Raw genomic sequence first — 20,599 nt, 5'->3', positions numbered from 1 at the left:
GTGCAACTACGTCCTAATCTCCGTCTTACGGCTCGTCAATCGGCGAGTTTTCTTTATCGCTATTGAGTTATAGCTTTATTCTCCATTGTTATGCGAATATCCTCTTTGGGAATGAATGCTTTTTTCTTTTAGGATCCACTCAAGGGTTGTCCATATTCAGCATACAATTGAGAACCGGGAAAGCAGGTACAAAAACGGCAAGTATAAGTCATGTAACTTGTATTAATAAAGATTATGAAAGTTTTATGAACTTTATGAAGGAAAGGTTCCTATTTTCAGAATTAAAAAACCGGGGAACGATGCCCCCGGCCATTAACCTATTAACTGTGAAAGATGTTCAAAAAAGTGCGGATATGATACTTCTATAGCCGAAGGGTCCTGCAAGTTCATTTCTCCCTGCGCAATCAGGCCTGCGATTGCAAGCATCATGCCGATGCGATGATCTCCGTGGCTTGAAACCGTGCCACCATGAAGGCTAGCATCCCCCTTGATAATTAGCCCGTCGTCCGTCGCTGTAATATCCGCGCCCAGGGCTGTAAGTTCTTTCGCAACCGTATCAATGCGGTTCGTTTCTTTGACCTTCAATTCTGCGGCATCCTTAATGACTGTAACCCCTTCCGCCTGAGTAGCAAGCAAGGCGATTACTGGTAATTCATCAATCAGTCGCGGGATAAGCTCCCCGGATATCTCAATTCCGTGTAAGCTCGATGAACGGACGGTGACATGGCCAGACGGTTCGCCATCCGTTTTGACCATTTCGACTTCGATATCAGCGCCCATTTGCTGCATCGCCTCGATTATGCCAGATCTCGTAGGATTTAAGCCAACATTAAGCAGCTTCACTTCACTGCCTTTCGTGATGGCGGCCGCAACCATAAAAAAAGCTGCTGAAGAGATATCCCCCGGCACATCTATGTGTGTCGCTTTAAAGGTTTGGTTTCCTTTTACCTTTATCTTATTCCCGTTCTTTTCAATTTGACCGCCAAATTGAGCAATCATTCTTTCCGTATGATCCCTTGTTTTGGATGGCTCAATGATAACCGTTTCTCCTTCAGCCTGAAGGCCGGCAAGCAGCACAGCTGATTTCACCTGTGCGCTTGCCATCGGAAGTTCATAAGTAATTCCCTGTAATTTTCCGCCTCGACTCGTAATCGGGGTGTATTCTCCGTTATTTTCCCCCTCAATTACCGCGCCCATTTGCCTCAGTGGATTCACAACTCTTGTCATCGGACGTTTGGCAATCGAACTATCACCGGCGAGCGTTACTGTAAACGAACGGCCAGCCAGAATACCGAGCATCAGGCGGATCGTCGTCCCTGAATTCCCGACATCGAGCATTTCCTCAGGCTGCTTGAGCCCGTTAAAGCCTTTGCCAGAGACACGAATCAGCGATCCATCTTCTTCAATCTTGACACCAAGCTTCCTAAAACAGTCAATCGTACTCAAACAATCCGCTCCGGCAAGAAAGTTGCTGATGGTCGTTTCACCTTCAGCAAGAGCCCCGAACATAATCGACCTGTGGGAAATGGATTTATCCCCCGGTATTGAAATCGTGCCGTTCAGCGATTGGACATTTGTCTGCAAAGTAAGGTTTTCCATAAAATCATCCTTTTGGATAAAATATAACTTCTTATGCGATAAATGTTTCATAGTTTGTGCGATGCTTTATGCATGCTTCGGCTTTTATTCTATCATGGTCCGTTTGGAAGCTTACTACCAGCACTCCGTAAATTTCCTCTTCCCTGGTTTCCATGATTCTGATATTCGTAATACTGATGCTTTCCTGAGCGAAATAGCCGGTAATTTCGGAGATGATCCCCGGGTAATCCGGTACGTCAATATACAAATCATAGAATGCCGGTATCGCCCCTTTGGCGTGCACAGGCAATTCATCACGGAATTCCTTGGCGCCTTTAAAAAAGTCAAAAATGGCTTCGTCGTCAGCTAGGTTAAGCGCCGACTTGACCCGTTCCATTTCGACGAGCCAATCCTCCATGAGAGAAAGAAGCACCGTTTTGTTTTGGATTAAAATATCCCGCCACATGACCGGACTGCTTGAGGCGATTCTCGTAATGTCCCGAAACCCTCCTGCAGCAAGCCGGGAAACAAGACCGTTTTCCACGCTGTAATTTTTAGCCTGTTGGACGAGACCGGCAGCGATGATATGCGGAAAATGACTAATGACTCCGGTTAACCTGTCATGTTCTTCCGGCTTAACAACCAGAAAGTTTGCCCGAGTCCCTTCAAGCCAAGACATAAGCTTTTCAGTCTGTTCTTGATCGGTTTTTTCATTCGGTGTCAATAAATAAAAAGCATTTTCAAAAAGCCGTGCTTTTGCGGCGCCCGGACCGCTTTTATGAGAACCAGCCATTGGATGTCCGCCGATGAAGCAAATCCCTTTGTCGGTCAGACATGTAGCTGTGTCGACAATTTTCTTCTTGGTGCTTCCAACATCCGAAATAATGACATCTTGCTTAAGACTTATAGATGAAAGGGTGTGAAGAACCTTTTCCGTCTCGACGACCGGAACGGAGATAATAATCAGATCAGCGCTCGTAGCACCTTCTTCGATGGATTCGGAATCATCGTCAATGATGCCGAGCAATTTAGATAACTGGACATTTTTTTATTTACATCATAACCGACAATAGTAGCATCCCGATGGTGGTCTTTGATAGCAAGGCCCACTGATCCGCCAATTAGACCCAGTCCGATGATAAATACGTTACCCTTCATTGTACACACCCTCAATTTCTTAGGGAATATTACATTTCCACACCTTCACGGTTTTTAGAAGCAAGGTATTCCCTCATGATTGTAATGATTCCGTTGTTTTGTTCTGAGGATCCAACCGTTACCCTTACAGATGTTGGAAAACCAAGTGCCTTTCCAGATCGGACGATATAGCCTCTTTCCAGCAAAAATTGGAACACTTCATCCGCATCGGTGTTAAAATCAATCAAAATGAAATTACCTTGAGACGGATAATAACTCAGGTTCTCTTCCTCACAAAAACGGTAATATTGTTGAAGCCCTTTCCGGTTTTCCTGCTTGCACTTTATTACAAATTCCTGGTCAACAACGGCTGCCGTTGCAGCATGCTGTGCCAGAGTATTCGTGTTGAACGGTTCACGTGCCGGTTCGAGCTTTTTGATAATTTCCTCGTTTGCCACCCCGTAACCAACACGTAAACTGGCAAGGCCATAGATCTTAGAAAACGTCCTTAACACAATAAGATTTTTATAGGCTTCGATAAGCTCCAGACTTTTTGAAAAATCTTCAGCCTCGACATATTCAAAATACGCCTCATCTATAACGACTAGTACGTCCTCTTGAACCTGAGTTAAGAAATCACTCATTTCTTCTGCTGTAATATAGTGGCCTGTCGGATTGTTTGGTGTACATAGCCAGACAACCGCCGTGTTTTCGTCAATTTGCTTAAGCATCTCTTGTAAATCATGGGCTCCATTCACGAGCGCCACTTCTCTTATTTCCGCTCCTTCGAGTACTGCATTATGACGGTATTGCGGAAAGGTCGGGGTTGCCATTACCGTATTTCTTTTCGGATATAACAGGCTGCGAGAGATTATCTGGATGATCTCATCCGATCCGTTGCCAAAGATAAGCTCTGTTTCCTTCACCCCTAAATGACTGGAAACGGCCGTTCTTAACGATGTTGCATACCCATCCGGATAAATCGCAAACTCATTAAAATCGCGAATCTTTTCTTTTACATTTGCTGAACAGCCGAAAGGATTTTCATTGGAAGCAAGCTTCGTGATATTCTCAAGTCCATATTGTTTTTTTACTTCCTGAATCGATCTTCCAGGCTGATAAGGCTTCAAAGATAGAACAGCACTTTTCCATTTCATAACGATCACCTCTATCGTAAATTCAACGCTTTAAAGTAACAGAGTATATAGATAGTATAGCATACATTCGAGGACCTCAGGTCGAGTTCTCGTTTTTTCTGCAAAAATCTTAAGTTTGCTTCCATCTATTGTTTTAAATCGGGACGTAACGCGACTGCTTTCTCCTGGTATACATGGGATATCTCGTGTTGTGCTTTTTCGGTATTAAGGTGCAGCATGATTCTTATACAGGATTTCAACGAATTTGGTACAGGAATTTCCTGCATGCACATGACAGGCACATAAGTCCACCCTTCGATCTTGCGAAGTGCTTTAGCAGGAAAGGCAGAACTCAGATCGTCTGTAACGGAAATAAAGACAGAAGCGACTTTATCCGGATCGATCTGATTTTCCGCGATCATTACACTGAACAGTTTTTCCGTTGCATTAATAATGTCCTGCTCATTATCTCTATCGACAGTCGTTGCACCCCTGACTCCTCTAATCATAGTGTTCCCCTCCATTTACTTATGTCTGTACATGATTGAAAGATTTTCAAGAATTTCACTGTCTTGAATATTTACGAGTTTAGGCTGGCCCACCATTTGAAGCAATACAAATGTGACCACTTCGCTGACAGTCTTTTTATCTCGTTTCATAAAAGCAAGCAAGTCTGTCTTACCGCATTCCTCACTAACGACGGTTTCATAGCCAAGAGACCCAACCCAGTCTATGAATTTCTCTAGATCGAACTCCAGCTTTAATTTCTCCCGGCTCAAATGTATGGCAAAAATTGTGCCAATCATGACCGCTTCACCATGTGAAATTTTTCCATACCCGAGCAATCCCTCAATCGCATGGCCAAGGGTATGGCCGAGATTTAAATACGCCCGGACCCCTGTTTCTTTCTCATCTTCGGCAACGATATTCGCCTTGATTTCGATTCCCCGCTTAACCATATACAAAAGCTTATCCTCTGTCAGCTCATTCAAATTATCCACAGAAGCTAATAGCCATTTGTAAAATTCGCCGTCCTGGATAAGGGCTTCCTTTACAACCTCCGCGAACCCCGAACGCAGCTCCTTGGCAGGCAGGGTTTTTAAAAAGGATAAATCGAAAAATACCGCTTCCGGCTGATGAAAAACACCAATCATATTCTTGCCTTGCGGATGATTGATGGCGACCTTACCACCGACCGCGCTGTCATGGGCAAGCAATGTTGTCGGGACTTGAATGAATGGAATACCCCTCATGAAAGTGGCTGCAACAAAGCCTGCCACATCCCCAACTGCTCCGCCGCCGAGCGCGATAATCATCGATTTGCGATTTAAATTCTGCGATAAAGCAAAGCTTTGACATTGGTAAAATACTTCAAAGGTTTTTGCATGCTCACCTTCAGGAACTATGTATTCACAGATCGGGATATTTGTCAGCGCAAGCAGTTGTTTAACCGTATCCAAATGAAGGGTCGCCACTTTTTCATCTGTAATAATCATGATCTTACCGATCTCACGATGATTTTCATTTATAAAGTCAGGCAGTGACTCGGCAGCATTGTGTCCGATAAAAACGGGATAGGACTTTGATGGTGTTTTAATGTCGACGGTTTCCATAGCAGATTAAAACTCCTTTGCCTCGTCCTTATGGGCTGCGATTGCCTCAGTCAGCTTATCAAAACGGTCGGACGGGAATTGATCGATGAGCGCGGATGCCAGCTCCCAGGCTACAACGGCTTCAGCTACAACCGCTGCGGCCGGTACTGCACAGCTATCTGAACGCTCGATGCTTGCGGCAAATACTTCTTTCGTATCAATATCTACACTTTGCAGCGGCTTGTACAAGGTCGGAATCGGCTTCATTACTCCACGCACAACAATAGGCATTCCAGTCGTCATGCCGCCTTCCAGACCGCCCAGGCGATTTGTTTTTCTGGAGTAGCCTGCTCCTTCTTCCCAGATGATTTCATCATGGACCTCACTGCCTGGAAGATGGGCCGCTTCAAAACCAATTCCAATCTCAACGCCCTTAAACGCATTGATGCTGACGATGGCAGCGGCAAGCTTGGCATCAAGTTTTCGATCATAATGAACATAGCTGCCAACACCAACAGGCATTCCTTCGACGATTACTTCAACAATTCCGCCAATGGAGTCACCGTTTTTCTTGGCATCATCAATGGCATCCATCATTGCTTGTTCAGCATTGTTGTCGAAGCATCGGACCGGAGAGGCTTCAGTAAGTTCCTGAAGCTCGCTGATGGATGAATACGCTGGCGGATTTGCCTTGATTCCGCCTATTTCAATCACATGGGAAGCTACTTCAATTCCTAGCAATGACAATAGCTTCTTCGCGACGGCTCCAGCGGCTACACGCACCGTCGTTTCCCTTGCCGAAGACCGCTCAAGGACATTTCTTAAATCCCGGTGGCCATATTTAATGCCTCCGTTTAAATCGGCATGTCCCGGTCTCGGACGGGTGATTTTCCTTTTAACTTCCTCCGCTTCCGCATCATCGAGGGGATCGCTGCCCATAATTTTCGTCCAATGTGTCCAGTCGTTATTTTCGACAACAAGGGCGACCGGCGATCCTAGTGTATAACCGTGCCTGATCCCAGAAGCGATAAAGGCTTGGTCTTTTTCGATTTGCATTCTTCTGCCGCGACCATGTCCTTTTTGCCGGCGCGCAAGTTCATTGTTTATATCTTCCTGAGCAATCGGCATTCCAGCCGGCAGCCCTTCAATAATGGTTGTCAACTGTGGTCCGTGCGATTCCCCAGCCGTTAAATATCTCATATTCTCTTCCCCCTTTTAGCCCTTTAAAGGATTTATGTATCAATATACCATAATTATAAGAAAAGTGGGAACAGGAATGACAGACTTATTTGGTTTCATAAAAAAAAAGACTGCTGCTCGCGAGTGGAGCCCTTCAGTCTTTTACGTGGCACTATGAAAGAATTTTTATCGCTTGCTTTTTATAGAAAAACGTATCTTCCGTATCTAATTGATACTGAGACGGATTAAAGATTTGTTCCGTGCTTCCAACAAAGAAAACTCCATCGTTTTTAAGTGAAGCACTGAATTTATTGTATAGAATGTTTTTCGCTTCTTCCGTAAAATAAATCATCACATTGCGGCAAACGATTAAATCAAATTGGGAGTCAAACGGGTCAGCCAGCAAATTGTGCTTCTTGAAGGTGACGGTTCTTTTAATTTCATCGGCGACCTTATAGAAGTCCCTATCTTTTGAGAAAAATTTCGCTTTTATGTCGGCAGGAACCTCATTTAGAGAGCGTTCCGGATAAAGCCCCAACTTGGCCCGGGCTAGTACATTTTCGTCAATGTCTGTAGCCTGTACTTCAATCTGGGACAGAGGCACAAAGTTTGAGAGCACCATGGCAATTGTGTATGGTTCCTCACCGGTTGAGCACGCTGCACTCCATATTTTTAACTTTCGTGAAGACTCTAGCAATCTTGGAAAGATTTTTTTCTCTAACACTTCCCATCTTTTTGCATTCCGGTAAAATTCAGACACATTGATCGTCATTCTGTCCAAAAATTCATTCAGAACGTTGTTATCCTTTTCAATCGCTTTGTAATAATCGGGAAATGAAGCATAGCCTTTTTTTCATATAACGATATCAGCCTGCGTTTCATCTGTGCTTCTTTGTAAAGCAATAAGTCGATTCCCGTTAATTTTTTAATTTGGATAATAAATTCGTTGTACTCTTGAGGCATAAAACGTCTCCCCCGCAATTTTTTTCCACTTTATACTATGTATATCGGAATAAAAGCAGAATAATTTTGCACTTTAGGGAACAATTATTAAGTTTTTTTAATGAATCAATTTCATAATTCCTTTTTATAAAGAAACACAGACAAACAGAATATTAATTACTCGAAATTTTTCTTAGTTTGTACCTGTTGAATTTGGCTGTTGATTTCCGCTGCAGACGGACGCTTTCCGCGGGCGGTCCGTGAGCCTCCTCGTCGCTTCGCTCCTGCGGGGTCTCACCTGGCCACGCTTTTCCCGCAGGACGTTGAGTGATCATCCTCGAATAGACACCGCACGAGAAAATGCGTAGCATTTTCGAGGAGTCGCCGCCTGCAGCGAAAATCAACCGGTTTGGAAATCAAGAGTGAGTACTAACACAAAGGAGCATCATGCCTTCTCCGGGGTGGGGACTTATCCAAAAAGAATATGATCAACATTATCTAAAATAGAACCTAAAATAAAAAAGCTTCGCTGATAGCGAAGCTTCCCTTCATTGAATATGCAGAGATTAATATACCCATTCACTGATTAATTTTGAGTAATCTACGAGCTCTTCTTCTTTGAAGAATAGACCGATTTCACGTTCTGCGCTTTCCGGAGAATCCGAACCATGGATGACGTTTTTGCCGATAGTTACAGCGAAGTCACCACGGATTGTAGCAGAAGCAGCGTCCTTAGGATTTGTTGCACCCATCATTAGACGTGAGGTGGCGATTACATTCTCACCTTCCCAAACCATCGCGAATACAGGGCCCGATGTGATGAAATCAACAAGCTCCCCGAAAAACGGCCGCTCTTTATGCTCACCATAATGCTGCTCAGCCAGTTCTTTTGTAACCGCCATCAATTTTGCCCCGGCTAAGCGGAAGCCTTTCTTTTCAAAGCGTGAAACAATTTCCCCGATAAGGTTGCGCTGCACACCATCTGGTTTAACCATCAGAAATGTTTTTTCCATGCGTGTCCACTCCTACTATGTATGAATATTTTTGCCTATTAAAAGCAATCCTCAAAAATAGTATCATTGTTTTGAAAATTCCGCAACCTCAAAGAAAAGTGAATGTACCCATAATTAAAGAACGTAGCCTAAAACCTGCCACGTCCTTATGTTGTACACCCATATCAGCCTATTTTGGGGAAGTCCGAGCTTTCGTCACCAATAGATCATGTTTTATGCAAGATACTATACGAAATGAAAACTGGCCAACGCTGGCCACTAAGATCGAACGCAACTAGACATCTGTCAAAATCAAAAAGTTATTCTTTCTTTGGAAGAGAAGGTAAGTTAAAATTTTCGTTTGCCAATGAATTTTGCTATTTCAGAAAGTGTGGTTTTTGCACGGTTCGCAGGCAATGTTTCGAGTACCTTGAATGCTTTCTCTAAGTAGGCATTTCCCATCTCCGAGGCTTTTTCCATGGCACCTGATGTATTGATAGCATGGATAACTGCTGTCAATTCATCCTTCGAGATATTTTCATGCACTTTTTCAACCATTGACTTTATGTGCGGTTGCTCCATGGCAATCAAAACCGGGAGCGTGATGTTCCCTTGCCTGAGGTCGCCACCTGCAGGTTTGCCAAGTTCTTTTTCGGTTGCCGTAAAATCGAGGATATCGTCCGTAATCTGGTAGGTCATCCCGACATAATATCCGAATCTAAACAACTGTTTATGTACCTTTTCATCTGCTCCTGCGGCAATGGCTCCTAATTGGCAGCTAGAGGCAATTAAGAGCGCCGTTTTCCGTCTAATTCTCTTTAAATAGGTTCTCAAGTTTTGGGTGAAATCAAATTTATCCTTAATCTGCTCAATTTCTCCCTTACATACTTCGACGATTGTATGGGCAAGCAGCTGGTGGGCGAGTGGATTGTTAATTTCGGATATGATTTCAAGAGACCTGGCAAAAATGTAGTCGCCTGTATACATGGCGACACGGTTATCCCATTTTGATTTAATTGTTGGTACCCCGCGCCGCAAATCAGAATCGTCAATGACATCGTCATGGACAAGCGAGGCCATATGGATCAGTTCCAATGCAATCGCAGCATTTTTCATGACATGAATGTCATAATGGCCAAACTTTCCAGCCAATAATACAAAAACTGGGCGAATCCGCTTTCCTCCTGATTGCAATAAATGCAAGGATGCTTGTCTGAGAACAGGTGAATCAGCCTGAATGGTAGCTTCTAATTCGTTTTCAATTATTTGCAGATCTGTATTCAAATATGAATACAACATTTTAAGTTTCATATACTACACTCCACCCAGTTTGCAAATGCATTTCTTGTCGTTTAGGAAATAATAAAATGTTAGTCTATTTTGGATTTATAGCCAAAATGTGTAGCGGCAGCACCACCGCTATGAGATTTGTAGCTTACATTTTGAAAACCGGCGGCTTTAAACATGTCGGCCAACTCCTTCATTCCCGGAAAATCGCGGGCCGATTCCTGAAGCCATGAATATTCCTTAAAGCTTTTGGCAAATAGTTTTCCAAACACCGGCATGATAAAACGGAAGTAAAAGTAGTACAGCTGTTTATACCCGAACATGGTTGGCTGTGAAGTATCGAGGCAAACCGCCATGCCTCCCGGTTTTAAGACTCTGTTCATTTCCTTTAATACTTGCATATAATCCGGAACATTCCGAAGGCCGAACCCAATTGTCACATAATCAAACGTGCTGTCTTCAAATGGCAGCTCCATCGCGTTTCCTTGTATTAAGGTTACGTAATCATCCATTTTCAGATCTTTTATTTTTTCTTGACCGATTTTCAACATATTTTTACTGAAATCCAGGCCGGTAACATTGCCGTTTGGACCCGTCTGCTCAGCCAGGGCAATGGTCCAGTCAGCTGTACCGCAGCATAAATCAAGTGCAGTCGCAGCTTCTGGGACGTTCATCTTCCCCATCGTATATTCGCGCCATTTAATGTGCAGCCTGAAGCTTATGAGAGAATTCATCTTGTCATAATTGTCATAGATCTTTTCAAACACCTGATGAACTCTTTGTTCTTTTGACTGCTGCATGGGTCACCCTTCTTCCACGGTTGAATTTGCCGTAACGGCCGTATATTCCAAAATGCTGTCTATTCTTTTGATCAGACTTCCATTTTGGGCACCAAGTTTTTCTACTGTTTTTCTGAGAGAATTTTGCACACTTGTAATGCACTGATCCATTTTGTTTAAAACATGTGCGGCCTGTTCTTTTGATAAAGCTCCTGCTTGATCCTTCTTAGGAAAAGCAATTTTTTTAAATGATTCAAAAATGATTGATTGTCCGCCTTCTAAATAACGTTTTTTTTCTATATGAAGACGTTTCAAGAGAAGGATGTCAGCAGAAAGAACACTCCAAATCGGCTTATCGAAGGATTCCGACACTTTCCTGACTAAAGACGATTCTATCGTTTTTACAGCCTCGAGAAGTCCGGATATCTCATTCAATGACTTTTGATACAATAAAACTTTGTTTTCATTGATGTCTTTTATCGCGCTTGCCAACACACGGATTAACGGAATATTTTCAACTTCGGAGAGAAGTTGATAGTAAAGGCCGCTATAATAATCCCCGGCCAGCACCATTAATTGCCTGATTTTCTGAGAGCCGTCTTCCTCTGGCTGTATTGGTGTGTTGGTTACCGTTTCATGTGTATCCAGCGCCATTTGCACAAGCATCGTAGATATTATATATTTTTTCCGTTCTGCATCTGTAATCTCTAATTCATTAAACAAGCCCATAAGCAAGAGCAGCTTATCGTCATCAATACTCGGCTTTTCTAAAAACATGAGTAAATAAGGATGATCAGCTTTTGTTTCTATCATTTCCTTCAATTCTGTCAATAGAGTATCTATGTTTAACAATGAGATCACCTTTGCATCCCCGTAAGATAAATTCAATCCGCAGCATGCGGTTTTTTCCAGTATAAAAGCACAAATCATTATAACATAAAAATAATGTGATGGTAGTTTGAAGTAACTATTTTTAAGAGAAAGTCTATGTACCCAAAAATGAAAAACACCGGCAAAGACACCATTTTAAAGGCGATTTATGCCGGTAATCGATCAATAACGTCGTCAATCTACAACGCCCTCGACTTAGATTCAGGTCCGTTCAGGACAACGTTGGGATGGATGGATCTACCGATCTCCTTTTTTCCCTTCACTTTCTATCTCTCCGTATGGGGTATAGATTTTCGCACTCCCTCTTATTTTAATCGCGGATGTATGCTCCGTAAATTGGGCAATCATCACTTCACCTGAATCCAGCTTTTCTGAATGGTGAAATCGGGTATCGGTTCCACGAGTCAATCCGATTACATTCACACCATCTTCTATTGCTTTTATGACGACAAAATCCTTTATCTGTTTTTCCTCCATTTGTCCGCCTCCGCATGTTTAGTCCTTAATGAATGAAAGCACTTCTGCTCTGGAGCGTGCATCCTCCGCAAAAACCCCCCGGACAGCGGAAGTCACTGTTTTTGCACCAGGTTTCCTGACGCCGCGCATCGTCATACACATATGTTCCGCTTCAACGACAATCATGACGCCGTGTGGCTCCAGCTTATCCATAATCGAATCAGCGACGGTTGACGTGATTCTCTCCTGCAGCTGAGGCCTTCTCGATACCGCTTCAACAGCTCTCGCCAGCTTACTCAAGCCGGTAACTCTTCCGTTTTTTGGAATGTAAGCAACATGCGCCTTTCCGTAAAAAGGGACAAGATGATGTTCGCAGACAGAATAAAAGGGGATGTCTTTGACAAGAACAAGCTCTTCATGATCTTCCCCAAAAATCGTTTCAAAATATTCCCCCGGATCCTGATTCAATCCTGAAAATATTTCCTCATACATTCTCGCGACACGTTTAGGTGTATCCAGAAGCCCTTCACGCTCCGGATCTTCGCCTACCGCTTCCAAAATCATTCTTACCGCTTCTTCCAATTTGGCGTGATCTACGTTTGCCATCCTACTTCCTCCTACAAAAACATATAACCCAATATTAGCATACTTCGAAAAATAGAAGCAAAAAAGGGGCCCACACATATCGCGTGAACCCCTTTTCGTAAAGTTACTGTATGTAATTACTTAACAGCGTCTTTAAGTGCTTTACCAGGTTTGAAAGCTGGTACCTTGCTAGCTGCGATTTCGATTTCATCGCCAGTTTGCGGGTTACGACCTTTACGAGCCGCGCGCTCACGAACTTCGAAGTTACCAAAACCGATTAATTGTACTTTATCACCGCTTTTTAAAGCGTCCAGGATTGTATCAAAAACAGCATCAACAGCTTTCGTAGCGTCTTTCTTGGAAAGCTCTCCTGCTTCTGCAACTGCGTTAATTAATTCTGTCTTGTTCATGCCATTCACCTCCTCTCAAAAGGATTTGTATAAAAAATCAATATTACCAATACAGTATAATAGAGATTAGTTATTAGGTGAAAAATTCCCTTGATCCCCAAAATTATTAAAATTCTTCCGAACGATATGGAGAAAATTAGTAAATGGGTCAGAATGGCGCTGTAATGCGTTTTCTGTATGTAGATTATCACAAAGGGTTTGCCTAAGCAAGGAAATTCAAGAAATTATGAGTATCTTTTCATAAAAATTGCATATATTAGTCCAATATGCTTCAAATATGGGTTTTTAAAGCACGAAAGAACCAGCCCCGCACAGGTCTGGTTCTTTCGTTTTAGGAACAATTATAAAATAATCGCAATCAATCCGCCTGATCCTTCATTGATGATGCGCTCCAGTGTTTCCTTAAGCTTATAACGCGCATTTTCAGGCATTAAGGACAATTTAGCCTGAATCCCTTCCCTCACGATTGAACTGAGCGATCTACCGAAAATGTCAGAGTTCCAAATCGATAAAGGATTATCCTCAAAGTCTTGCATCAAATACCGTACCAATTCTTCACTTTGCTTTTCAGTTCCAATAATCGGGGCGAATTCTGATTCCACATCCACTTTAATCATATGGATCGATGGGGCCACTGCTCTAAGCCGTACACCAAACCGAGATCCTTGACGAATTATTTCCGGCTCATCAAGGCTCATGTCAACTAGCGATGGAGCCGCAATTCCATACCCGGTCTGCTTTACCATCTTTAACGCATCGGAGTATTGATCATATTCCGTCTTCGCATGGGCAAAGTCCTGCATGAGTGAAAGCAAATGATCCTTGCCTCGTATTTCAACACCGACAATTTCTTTTAGAATCTCATCATACAGTTGATCGGGAGCATACAGGTCAATCTCGGCGACACCCTGGCCCATTTCAATGCCGGCAAGGCTTGCACGATCTATGAATTCAAAGTCGTTAAAATGTCCGACAACCCGGTCGACATCCCTTAACCGTTTGATATCCTTAACCGTTTCCTTAACAGCTTCCTGATAGCTTTCTCTCAGCCAATGATCTTCTTTCAAAACCAATACCCAGCTCGGAAGGTTCACATTTACCTCTAAAACAGGGAATTCATATAAAGCTTCACGTAAAACACTTAGTACATCGGATTCGCGCATTCCTTCGACACTCATCGCTAAAACCGGAATATCGTATTTCGTCTGAAGGTTTTCCCTTAAAGCAACCGTGTCAGGATGATGCGGCTGAACGGAATTGACAATCATAATGAAGGGTTTGCCTACTTCTTTTAATTCCTCTATGACTCTCTCTTCCGCTTCGATATAATCTGATCGCGGAATCTCACCGATGGTGCCGTCTGTCGTAATCACAACTCCCAGCGTAGAATGCTCCTGAATGACTTTTCTGGTGCCGATTTCAGCCGCTTCATGAAAAGGAATCGGTTCTTCGTACCATGGTGTATGAATCATACGCGGCCCGTTTTCGTCTTCATACCCTTTTGCTCCTGGCACGGTATACCCGACACAATCGACGAGCCGGATGTTTACATCAAGGCCATCGGCGACATGCACGGTGGCTGCCTGATTCGGAACAAACTTCGGTTCAGTCGTCATGATTGTCTTCCCGGCGGCACTTTGAGGCAGTTCATCCTGTGCCCTAGCCCTGTCAGCTTCTGTTCTGATATTCGGAATGACCATCAGTTCCATAAATTTCTTTATGAATGTAGATTTACCGGTCCGCACTGCGCCGACAATCCCTAAGTATATGTCTCCGCCGGTACGTTCAGCAATATCTTTAAAAATATCTACCTTTTCCAAGGTATCCCCTCCCGATATTAGAGTTCCTGGGATAGCATCATCCGTTATTTAAAAATCTAGGACAGTATATGTGTATGATGTTGTCCTAAAAATATATGCCTGATTTTTGGAATCCGTATCCCCGCTTCTATTTTTAAGGTTAAGTATTTTCGGATAATATAAAGAAATAACCCTTCCCCTACAATATATTTTGCAGAAAAAGGGTTATGCCAATTTTGTTGTTATGAACATAAATTTTTTGAAGTGTTCCACTTAAAGCTGCCGTTGACGCTCCTTTATTTAGGAGTTTTTGCTTTTACACTTAAGAATACCGGTTTTTTTGTTTTATCATCGATTGTATAAGGTAATGAATATGCCGGTACAAATTCTGAATCATCAGTCAGGACTGATCGGATATCCTCACCGGGTTTGTAGGCTTTTTCTTTTTTTTCCAAGGCATCATAAAGATCAGCGGTGTAATCTACATATAGCTCAATATCGGAGTTGATGACGATCGGTAGCTGTTTTTGTGAATAAGGACTCAAAACAGTCGGTGCTTCCTTCAGTCCCATCTTCTCATAATCCAATGTAAAAACCTCATCAGAGAGGCGCTCTTTATATGGAGGATAGCCGTTTTTCTGTCTATATGCGTTCAGGCGAAGGTTTATATCCTGAATCTCCTGGGCGATCCTCACATCAAATATTTTCACCGTTGGATTTGTCTCTTCATCAATGATTACATATTGAAAAACCCCGCCTGTCTCAAAGGCATTTCCTGGTGGCTCCGCCATATACCTTGGCGCAATCTTCTTAAAATCCACAAGATATTTTTGATAATAAGGTGTTTCCGCCGGCTTCGTTTTAATCGGCAGAATCCCGCCTTCGTCTTCTTTAAACTGGTTAATCGCACTTTGAACAGATTGTATCTGCTCTTTATACGGAACCTGGTTCTCTGCTACTTCCTGATCAGGATATAAACATCCTGTCAAAAAAAGAGATACTAGCAACAGTATTGCTGTCCATTTAACTCTTATCATATCTGATTCCCTCACCTATGCTGTCGGTCCGCTGAATACGACAAAAAATATAATCAAACCAGCCAATATCATTAATATGTAGGCAAAAATGGCAGAAAAGACCCGAAGGAACCCTTTTAGCTTATAGCGGCTTAAATAAATGGTTAAGATAGAAATAAACATAAAGCCCATAGCAGCAAATGAAATCCACATTTTTTGCAATGCTGGTGTCATAGATTCTCACTCCTTCATTCGAAAATATTATAACACAAGCCGACTTTCCCGAATACAACTAACTTTGAGTGCAGCGTTTCTCCAGAAATTAAAGAAAACTCGTCGATTGACGAGCCTTAAGGCGGAGATTAGACGTAGTTGAGGGCCACTGGATGTGGGTTATACAGATGAAGACATAAGGACGTGACACTTAGTCTGTGTCTGCTCCATGCAGAAAGGAAAGTTTGTCCTTTATTTCAGCCAAAAAAGCAGAAGACATAATATCTTCTGCGATTCGACTAAATCCCCCATATAACCAGGTCAGAATACTAGTTTACTACGTTGCATTGTATGCACGATATGAAAAAGACGCATCCTCTAATGCCTATTTTTCTAAAATAATTATTTTTAACTGTTTACCGTCAGCTTAATCAGTAAGCCTGGATCCGAGGATATTAATCAGGTCTTCCATTTCGTCAGTTTTGGTGCGGTTCATTAAAGTATCTACCGAGTCCTTCACATTCATGCCGTTAAACAGCACATTGTATAAAGCATATGTGATCGGCATATCGACATCATACTTTTGAGCCAGCTGGTAAGCCGCTTTTGTCGTGCGGACGCCCTCCACTACCATCCCCATATTATCGAGAACTTCATCGAGGTTTTGTCCCTTTCCAAGCATGTTCCCCGCTCTCCAGTTTCGCGAATGAACGCTTGTACAAGTGACAATTAAATCGCCGATCCCTGTCAAGCCTGAAAAAGTAAGCGGGTTGGCACCCATCGCTGTCCCCAATCTCGATATCTCAGCGAGCCCTCGCGTAATCAGTGCGGCCTTTGCGTTATCCCCGTATCCTAAACCATCTGTTATTCCTGCGGCAAGAGCAATGATGTTCTTTAAAGCGCCGCCGATTTCAACACCCACTATGTCAGGGTTTGTGTACACCCGAAAATTTTGGTTGATAAATAAATCCTGAATTCTTTCGGCAGCTGCCATATTCTTTGCAGATACTGTAACGGTTGTAGGGTGACGCAGGCTCACTTCCTCGGCGTGGCTTGGCCCGGAAAGCACCACGACATCATCAAGCAGTCCGGCAGGCATTTCTTCTTCGATCATTTCCGAAATGCGTAAAAGCGTATCCGGCTCTATCCCTTTACTAACATGGACAATCGTCAGCGGTGTTTTTACAATCTTAACGATTTGTCTAAGAATTTCCCTGATCGCTTTTGTTGGTACGGCGAGTATGATATCCGTTATCCCTTCAAGCGCCTCAGTTAAAGAAGTGTAGCCAGTGATTCCAGGAGGCAATTCAATTCCAGGAAGATACTTACGGTTCGTACGCTGTTCATTTATTTCTTTAATTCGGTCTTCATTATGGCCCCATAGCCTAATGTGATGTTCATTGTCTGCCAACACAAGAGCTAAGGCGGTTCCCCAGCTTCCTGCTCCGATTACGGCAATATTTTGCTTTTTTTGTGGCATGTTCAGCACCTCTTCGTTATTTTCTTTGACGACCTAAGATTCTAATAGGTGTCCCCTCGAAGTTGAACGCATCACGAATCCTGTTTTCCAAAAATCTTTCGTATGAGAAATGAAGTAGCTCAGGTTCGTTGACGAATACGACAAAGGTCGGCGGTTTTACTGCAACCTGGGTTGTATAATAGATTTTTAACCGGCCGCCGTTATGCGCGGGTGTAGGATTCATCGCTACTGCGTCCATAATCACTTCATTCAGGACATTGGTTTGAACACGAAGCGCATGTGCTTCGCTGACTTGGTCAATAACGGGAAGCAAAGAGTGCACCCGTTTCTTTGTTTTTGCCGATAAATAAACGATTGGTGCGTAATCGAGGAATAGGAAGTGTGCCCGGATATTTTCTTCAAATTCTTTCATCGTTTTCTCATCTTTTTCGATGGCATCCCATTTATTGACGACAATGATGACGCCTCTGCCCGCTTCATGGGCGTAACCCGCGATTTTTTTATCTTGTTCCCTAATGCCTTCCTCGGCGTTTAATAAGACAAGAACCACGTCCGAACGTTCAATCGCCCTTAAAGCTCGAAGCACGCTGTATTTTTCCGTGCTTTCATAGACCTTACCTTTTTTCCTCATTCCTGCCGTATCAATAATGACGTATTCTTTGTCATTATATGTATAAGGTGAATCGATCGCATCCCTCGTCGTACCTTCAATTTCACTTACAATAACCCGGTCTTCTCCGAGCAACGCATTGACAAGCGACGATTTTCCGACATTAGGCCTTCCGATTAAGCTGAACTTAATGACATCCTCATCGTAATCCTGTTCATTATGCTGCGGAAAGTGGGCGGCTACCTTATCAAGAAGATCGCCAAGCCCTAGACCATGAGATCCAGAGATAGGAAACGGATCGCCAAAACCAAGTGCATAAAAGTCATATATCTGGTCTCTCATTTCTGGATTGTCAACCTTATTTACGGCGAGAACAACCGGCTTCTTTGATTTGTAAAGGATTTTCGCCACTTCTTCGTCAGCGGAGGTCACGCCCTCCCGACCGTTTGTCATAAAAATAATGACATCCGCCTCATCAATCGCAATTTCTGCCTGTTGGCGAATCTGTTCGAGGAAAGGCTCATCGCCAATATCAATTCCTCCTGTATCTATGATATTAAAGTCGTATGTCAGCCATTCACCAGAGCTGTATATTCGATCTCTGGTCACGCCTGGGACGTCTTCGACAATGGAAACCCGTTCTCCGACGATTCGATTAAAAATAGTCGATTTTCCTACGTTTGGCCGCCCCACTATGGCCACTACCGGTTTCGGCATATTTCTCCACCCTTTCAAGCCTGTTATCTGTGTTTATGGAATTCAATTCATTATGTTAAAATTTCATTAATTTCCATGTCATTTCTTATATTTCCTAGAATAACCTTACTAACTATCATATAGTATCAAATTTTTCAGTAACCAACAATGATTGTCTACATTCATCTTAACCTGGACGCTCCTTTTGCCATGCCCTGATTAGCAATCATCCCCTGAATGAAGCGACTAATGAATTCCAATGAAACCCAAAGCAAATTCATCAATAAAACGAGGACAGCACTATCCAACCATGAATAAGAGCCTGCTTTATACGGGATCGAGTTAACGAGTAACAATCCCGAAAAGATCGTCTCGCCTATGAGCATTCCGACTAATAGGGCGCCAAACCGTAACTTCCATTCATGAATAATAAGCAGGGCAAGGTAATTAATTAAGACACCGAACATCCAATCCGCCTTGAATATCAGCCACACCGGGTCCAACATTGCATAAAGTTGAAAGCATGCGTACCCTAAAGAAATGATAAAACTACTGACGGTAAATTCGATTATTCTCCATAAACTTAGATTTCTTAAATATAAGCAGCAAACCAATAATAAGTAGATAGAGGAAACATGAATTACGTAACGGTACACCTGAAGCTCATATGCAGCTAAGAACATAACCGCAAGCAAGTGGAATAACAACCAATAACGGCCTTGAAACGTTTTCGCGATAAAAAACATCACGATTACCCAGGCCATCCATAAAATCCAATAAAAAAACAATCCATCCATACTATTTCCTCCTATAGGAAACATTATGTCTTCTTTCAAGGAGAATTAAACGGGAAAGCCGGCCATACTCGGTGGATAAAGTGAAACTTCCATCGGTGGGGGTTTTGTTCATCCCCCAACGATGGTTAGTTGAACCAATCGGACTTTTACGGGCAGTTATTCCCCAACTTATCCTTGTTTTTTCATGTGGGGGGCTTACTGCCCGTTAAAGCGGGATAAATTCTTTTATTATAGCAACGCTAAACTTAGGAGGTGTTAAAATGGGTAAAGATCGTCAGGAGAAAAAATTACGAGAGAGCAGGACCGTGGACTCCGATAGAGACCAAGCCTTGGATAAACCGGGGGCAACGAAAATGGAAAGTGCGGAAGATGCTCGCGATAGAAATAAAAGGTAAAAAAAGCTGCACCGATTTGGTGCAGCTTCAGACTGTAGACAAACTGGATGAAATCGAGTTTGCCTGCAGTTATTTTTTTATTTGGCCTGTTAATGGGGTCTGTTGATTTCCGTTCCAGGCGCTTCGCGCACCTTAGGGGCGGGCGGTGAGCCTCCTCGTCGCATGCTCCTGCGGGGGTCTCACCTGTCCCGCTGCTCCCGCAGGAGTCTTCGCGCCTGGAACGTTGATCAACAGGCTTTTAAACGTTTACTATGGAACGTTCCTAACATCTATTTTAAAATGGATACATAAAATGATTGAGGTGACGAGGCATATTTGGCAGGATTATGTAGAGGAAACAGATCAATTGCGACACCACAAGGATGTAAAACCAATCTATGCGAAACGCAAAAACGATAGAACGCCTATTCGCAGATGCAAAAGAAAAGCATGGCATGCGTTGGACAAAGTTAAGGGGACTTAAAAAATTGTCGATGCAGGCGATGCTTACTTTCGCTGCCATGAATTTGAAGAAGATGGCAAACTGGACATGGCAAGGTCCAGAAATGGCCTAATAAATAAGGCTAAGTGAGGTCCACTCACACTCCAAATAAGCAAAAATAGAAATAATCACTAAAAAGGGGTTCGGA

General features: G+C 43.0%; 19 protein-coding genes and 3 pseudogenes. 2 read left to right on the top strand and 20 right to left on the bottom strand.

Translation table 11 applies throughout. The annotated features are described in order from the left end of the window. Positions 1-312: 312 nt before the first annotated feature. From aroA to D0463_RS03360, 20 genes and pseudogenes are all read right to left on the bottom strand, one after another. Entirely contained in the window at positions 313-1,599 is a 1,287-nt protein-coding gene (aroA, locus tag D0463_RS03455; RefSeq protein WP_117305111.1) for a 3-phosphoshikimate 1-carboxyvinyltransferase, read from the bottom strand. Between the two features lie 31 nt (positions 1,600-1,630). Beyond that, positions 1,631-2,736, bottom strand: a pseudogene (locus D0463_RS03450) (prephenate dehydrogenase). 29 nt (positions 2,737-2,765) lie between these two features. Then, positions 2,766-3,872 carry a histidinol-phosphate transaminase gene (gene hisC, locus D0463_RS03445; RefSeq protein WP_117305109.1) on the bottom strand — a complete coding sequence of 369 codons (1,107 nt, stop codon included), beginning with the start codon at positions 3,870-3,872 and terminating at the stop codon, positions 2,766-2,768. Between the two features lie 125 nt (positions 3,873-3,997). Next, positions 3,998-4,360, bottom strand: a complete 363-nt coding sequence (gene aroH, locus D0463_RS03440) for a chorismate mutase (RefSeq protein WP_117305106.1) — start codon at positions 4,358-4,360, stop codon at positions 3,998-4,000. A 15-nt stretch (positions 4,361-4,375) separates the two neighbouring features. Further along, positions 4,376-5,464, bottom strand: coding sequence for a 3-dehydroquinate synthase (gene aroB, locus D0463_RS03435; protein ID WP_117305104.1), 1,089 nt, complete (start codon positions 5,462-5,464; stop codon positions 4,376-4,378). A gap of 6 nt (positions 5,465-5,470) precedes the next feature. After that, positions 5,471-6,643, bottom strand: a complete 1,173-nt coding sequence (gene aroC, locus D0463_RS03430) for a chorismate synthase (protein WP_117305102.1) — start codon at positions 6,641-6,643, stop codon at positions 5,471-5,473. Between the two features lie 151 nt (positions 6,644-6,794). Further along, positions 6,795-7,585: pseudogene (locus D0463_RS03425) on the bottom strand (CheR family methyltransferase). Positions 7,586-8,130: 545 nt separating this feature from the next. Beyond that, a complete protein-coding gene (gene ndk / locus D0463_RS03420; RefSeq protein WP_117305100.1) occupies positions 8,131-8,577 on the bottom strand; it encodes a nucleoside-diphosphate kinase in 447 nt (148 codons plus the stop codon). Between the two features lie 327 nt (positions 8,578-8,904). Beyond that, positions 8,905-9,867: a heptaprenyl diphosphate synthase component II gene (gene hepT / locus D0463_RS03415; protein ID WP_117305098.1), complete on the bottom strand. Its 963-nt coding sequence runs from the start codon at positions 9,865-9,867 to the stop codon at positions 8,905-8,907. A 59-nt stretch (positions 9,868-9,926) separates the two neighbouring features. Then, on the bottom strand, positions 9,927-10,643 hold the full coding sequence (locus tag D0463_RS03410) for a demethylmenaquinone methyltransferase (protein WP_117305096.1): 717 nt from the start codon (positions 10,641-10,643) through the stop codon (positions 9,927-9,929). A 3-nt stretch (positions 10,644-10,646) separates the two neighbouring features. After that, positions 10,647-11,483 (bottom strand): heptaprenyl diphosphate synthase component 1, encoded by an 837-nt coding sequence (locus tag D0463_RS03405; protein ID WP_160118356.1) that lies wholly within the window; start codon positions 11,481-11,483, stop codon positions 10,647-10,649. 267 nt (positions 11,484-11,750) lie between these two features. Next, positions 11,751-11,990 (bottom strand): trp RNA-binding attenuation protein MtrB, encoded by a 240-nt coding sequence (gene mtrB, locus D0463_RS03400; protein WP_117305091.1) that lies wholly within the window; start codon positions 11,988-11,990, stop codon positions 11,751-11,753. A gap of 18 nt (positions 11,991-12,008) precedes the next feature. After that, positions 12,009-12,575 (bottom strand): GTP cyclohydrolase I FolE, encoded by a 567-nt coding sequence (folE, locus tag D0463_RS03395; RefSeq protein WP_117305088.1) that lies wholly within the window; start codon positions 12,573-12,575, stop codon positions 12,009-12,011. Positions 12,576-12,691: 116 nt separating this feature from the next. Continuing rightward, complete coding sequence (locus tag D0463_RS03390) at positions 12,692-12,964, bottom strand: HU family DNA-binding protein (protein ID WP_071351175.1); 273 nt, start codon at positions 12,962-12,964, stop codon at positions 12,692-12,694. A gap of 341 nt (positions 12,965-13,305) precedes the next feature. Next, entirely contained in the window at positions 13,306-14,784 is a 1,479-nt protein-coding gene (spoIVA, locus tag D0463_RS03385; RefSeq protein WP_117305086.1) for a stage IV sporulation protein A, read from the bottom strand. A gap of 275 nt (positions 14,785-15,059) precedes the next feature. Beyond that, positions 15,060-15,800 carry a hypothetical protein gene (locus D0463_RS03380; RefSeq protein WP_117305084.1) on the bottom strand — a complete coding sequence of 247 codons (741 nt, stop codon included), beginning with the start codon at positions 15,798-15,800 and terminating at the stop codon, positions 15,060-15,062. A 15-nt stretch (positions 15,801-15,815) separates the two neighbouring features. Next, positions 15,816-16,013, bottom strand: coding sequence for a DUF2768 domain-containing protein (locus tag D0463_RS03375; protein WP_117305081.1), 198 nt, complete (start codon positions 16,011-16,013; stop codon positions 15,816-15,818). Between the two features lie 406 nt (positions 16,014-16,419). Then, a complete protein-coding gene (locus D0463_RS03370) occupies positions 16,420-17,472 on the bottom strand; it encodes an NAD(P)H-dependent glycerol-3-phosphate dehydrogenase (protein WP_117305079.1) in 1,053 nt (350 codons plus the stop codon). A 16-nt stretch (positions 17,473-17,488) separates the two neighbouring features. Next, positions 17,489-18,799 (bottom strand): ribosome biogenesis GTPase Der, encoded by a 1,311-nt coding sequence (gene der / locus D0463_RS03365; protein ID WP_117305076.1) that lies wholly within the window; start codon positions 18,797-18,799, stop codon positions 17,489-17,491. Positions 18,800-18,960: 161 nt separating this feature from the next. After that, entirely contained in the window at positions 18,961-19,575 is a 615-nt protein-coding gene (locus tag D0463_RS03360) for a YphA family membrane protein (RefSeq protein WP_117305074.1), read from the bottom strand. Positions 19,576-19,835: 260 nt separating this feature from the next. Between D0463_RS03360 and D0463_RS03355 the strand changes: the two genes are divergently transcribed. Both D0463_RS03355 and D0463_RS03350 read left to right on the top strand, forming a co-directional pair. Then, a complete protein-coding gene (locus tag D0463_RS03355; RefSeq protein WP_117305072.1) occupies positions 19,836-19,970 on the top strand; it encodes a YpzI family protein in 135 nt (44 codons plus the stop codon). Positions 19,971-20,271: 301 nt separating this feature from the next. Continuing rightward, positions 20,272-20,524, top strand: a pseudogene (locus tag D0463_RS03350) (transposase); the annotation flags it as partial. Between the last annotated feature and the right edge of the window lie 75 nt (positions 20,525-20,599).

It is taken from the genome of Bacillus sp. V59.32b, assembly GCF_003429085.1.
Lineage (GTDB): Bacteria > Bacillota > Bacilli > Bacillales > DSM-1321 > Peribacillus.
This window is presented reverse-complemented; position numbering and strand designations above follow the sequence as displayed.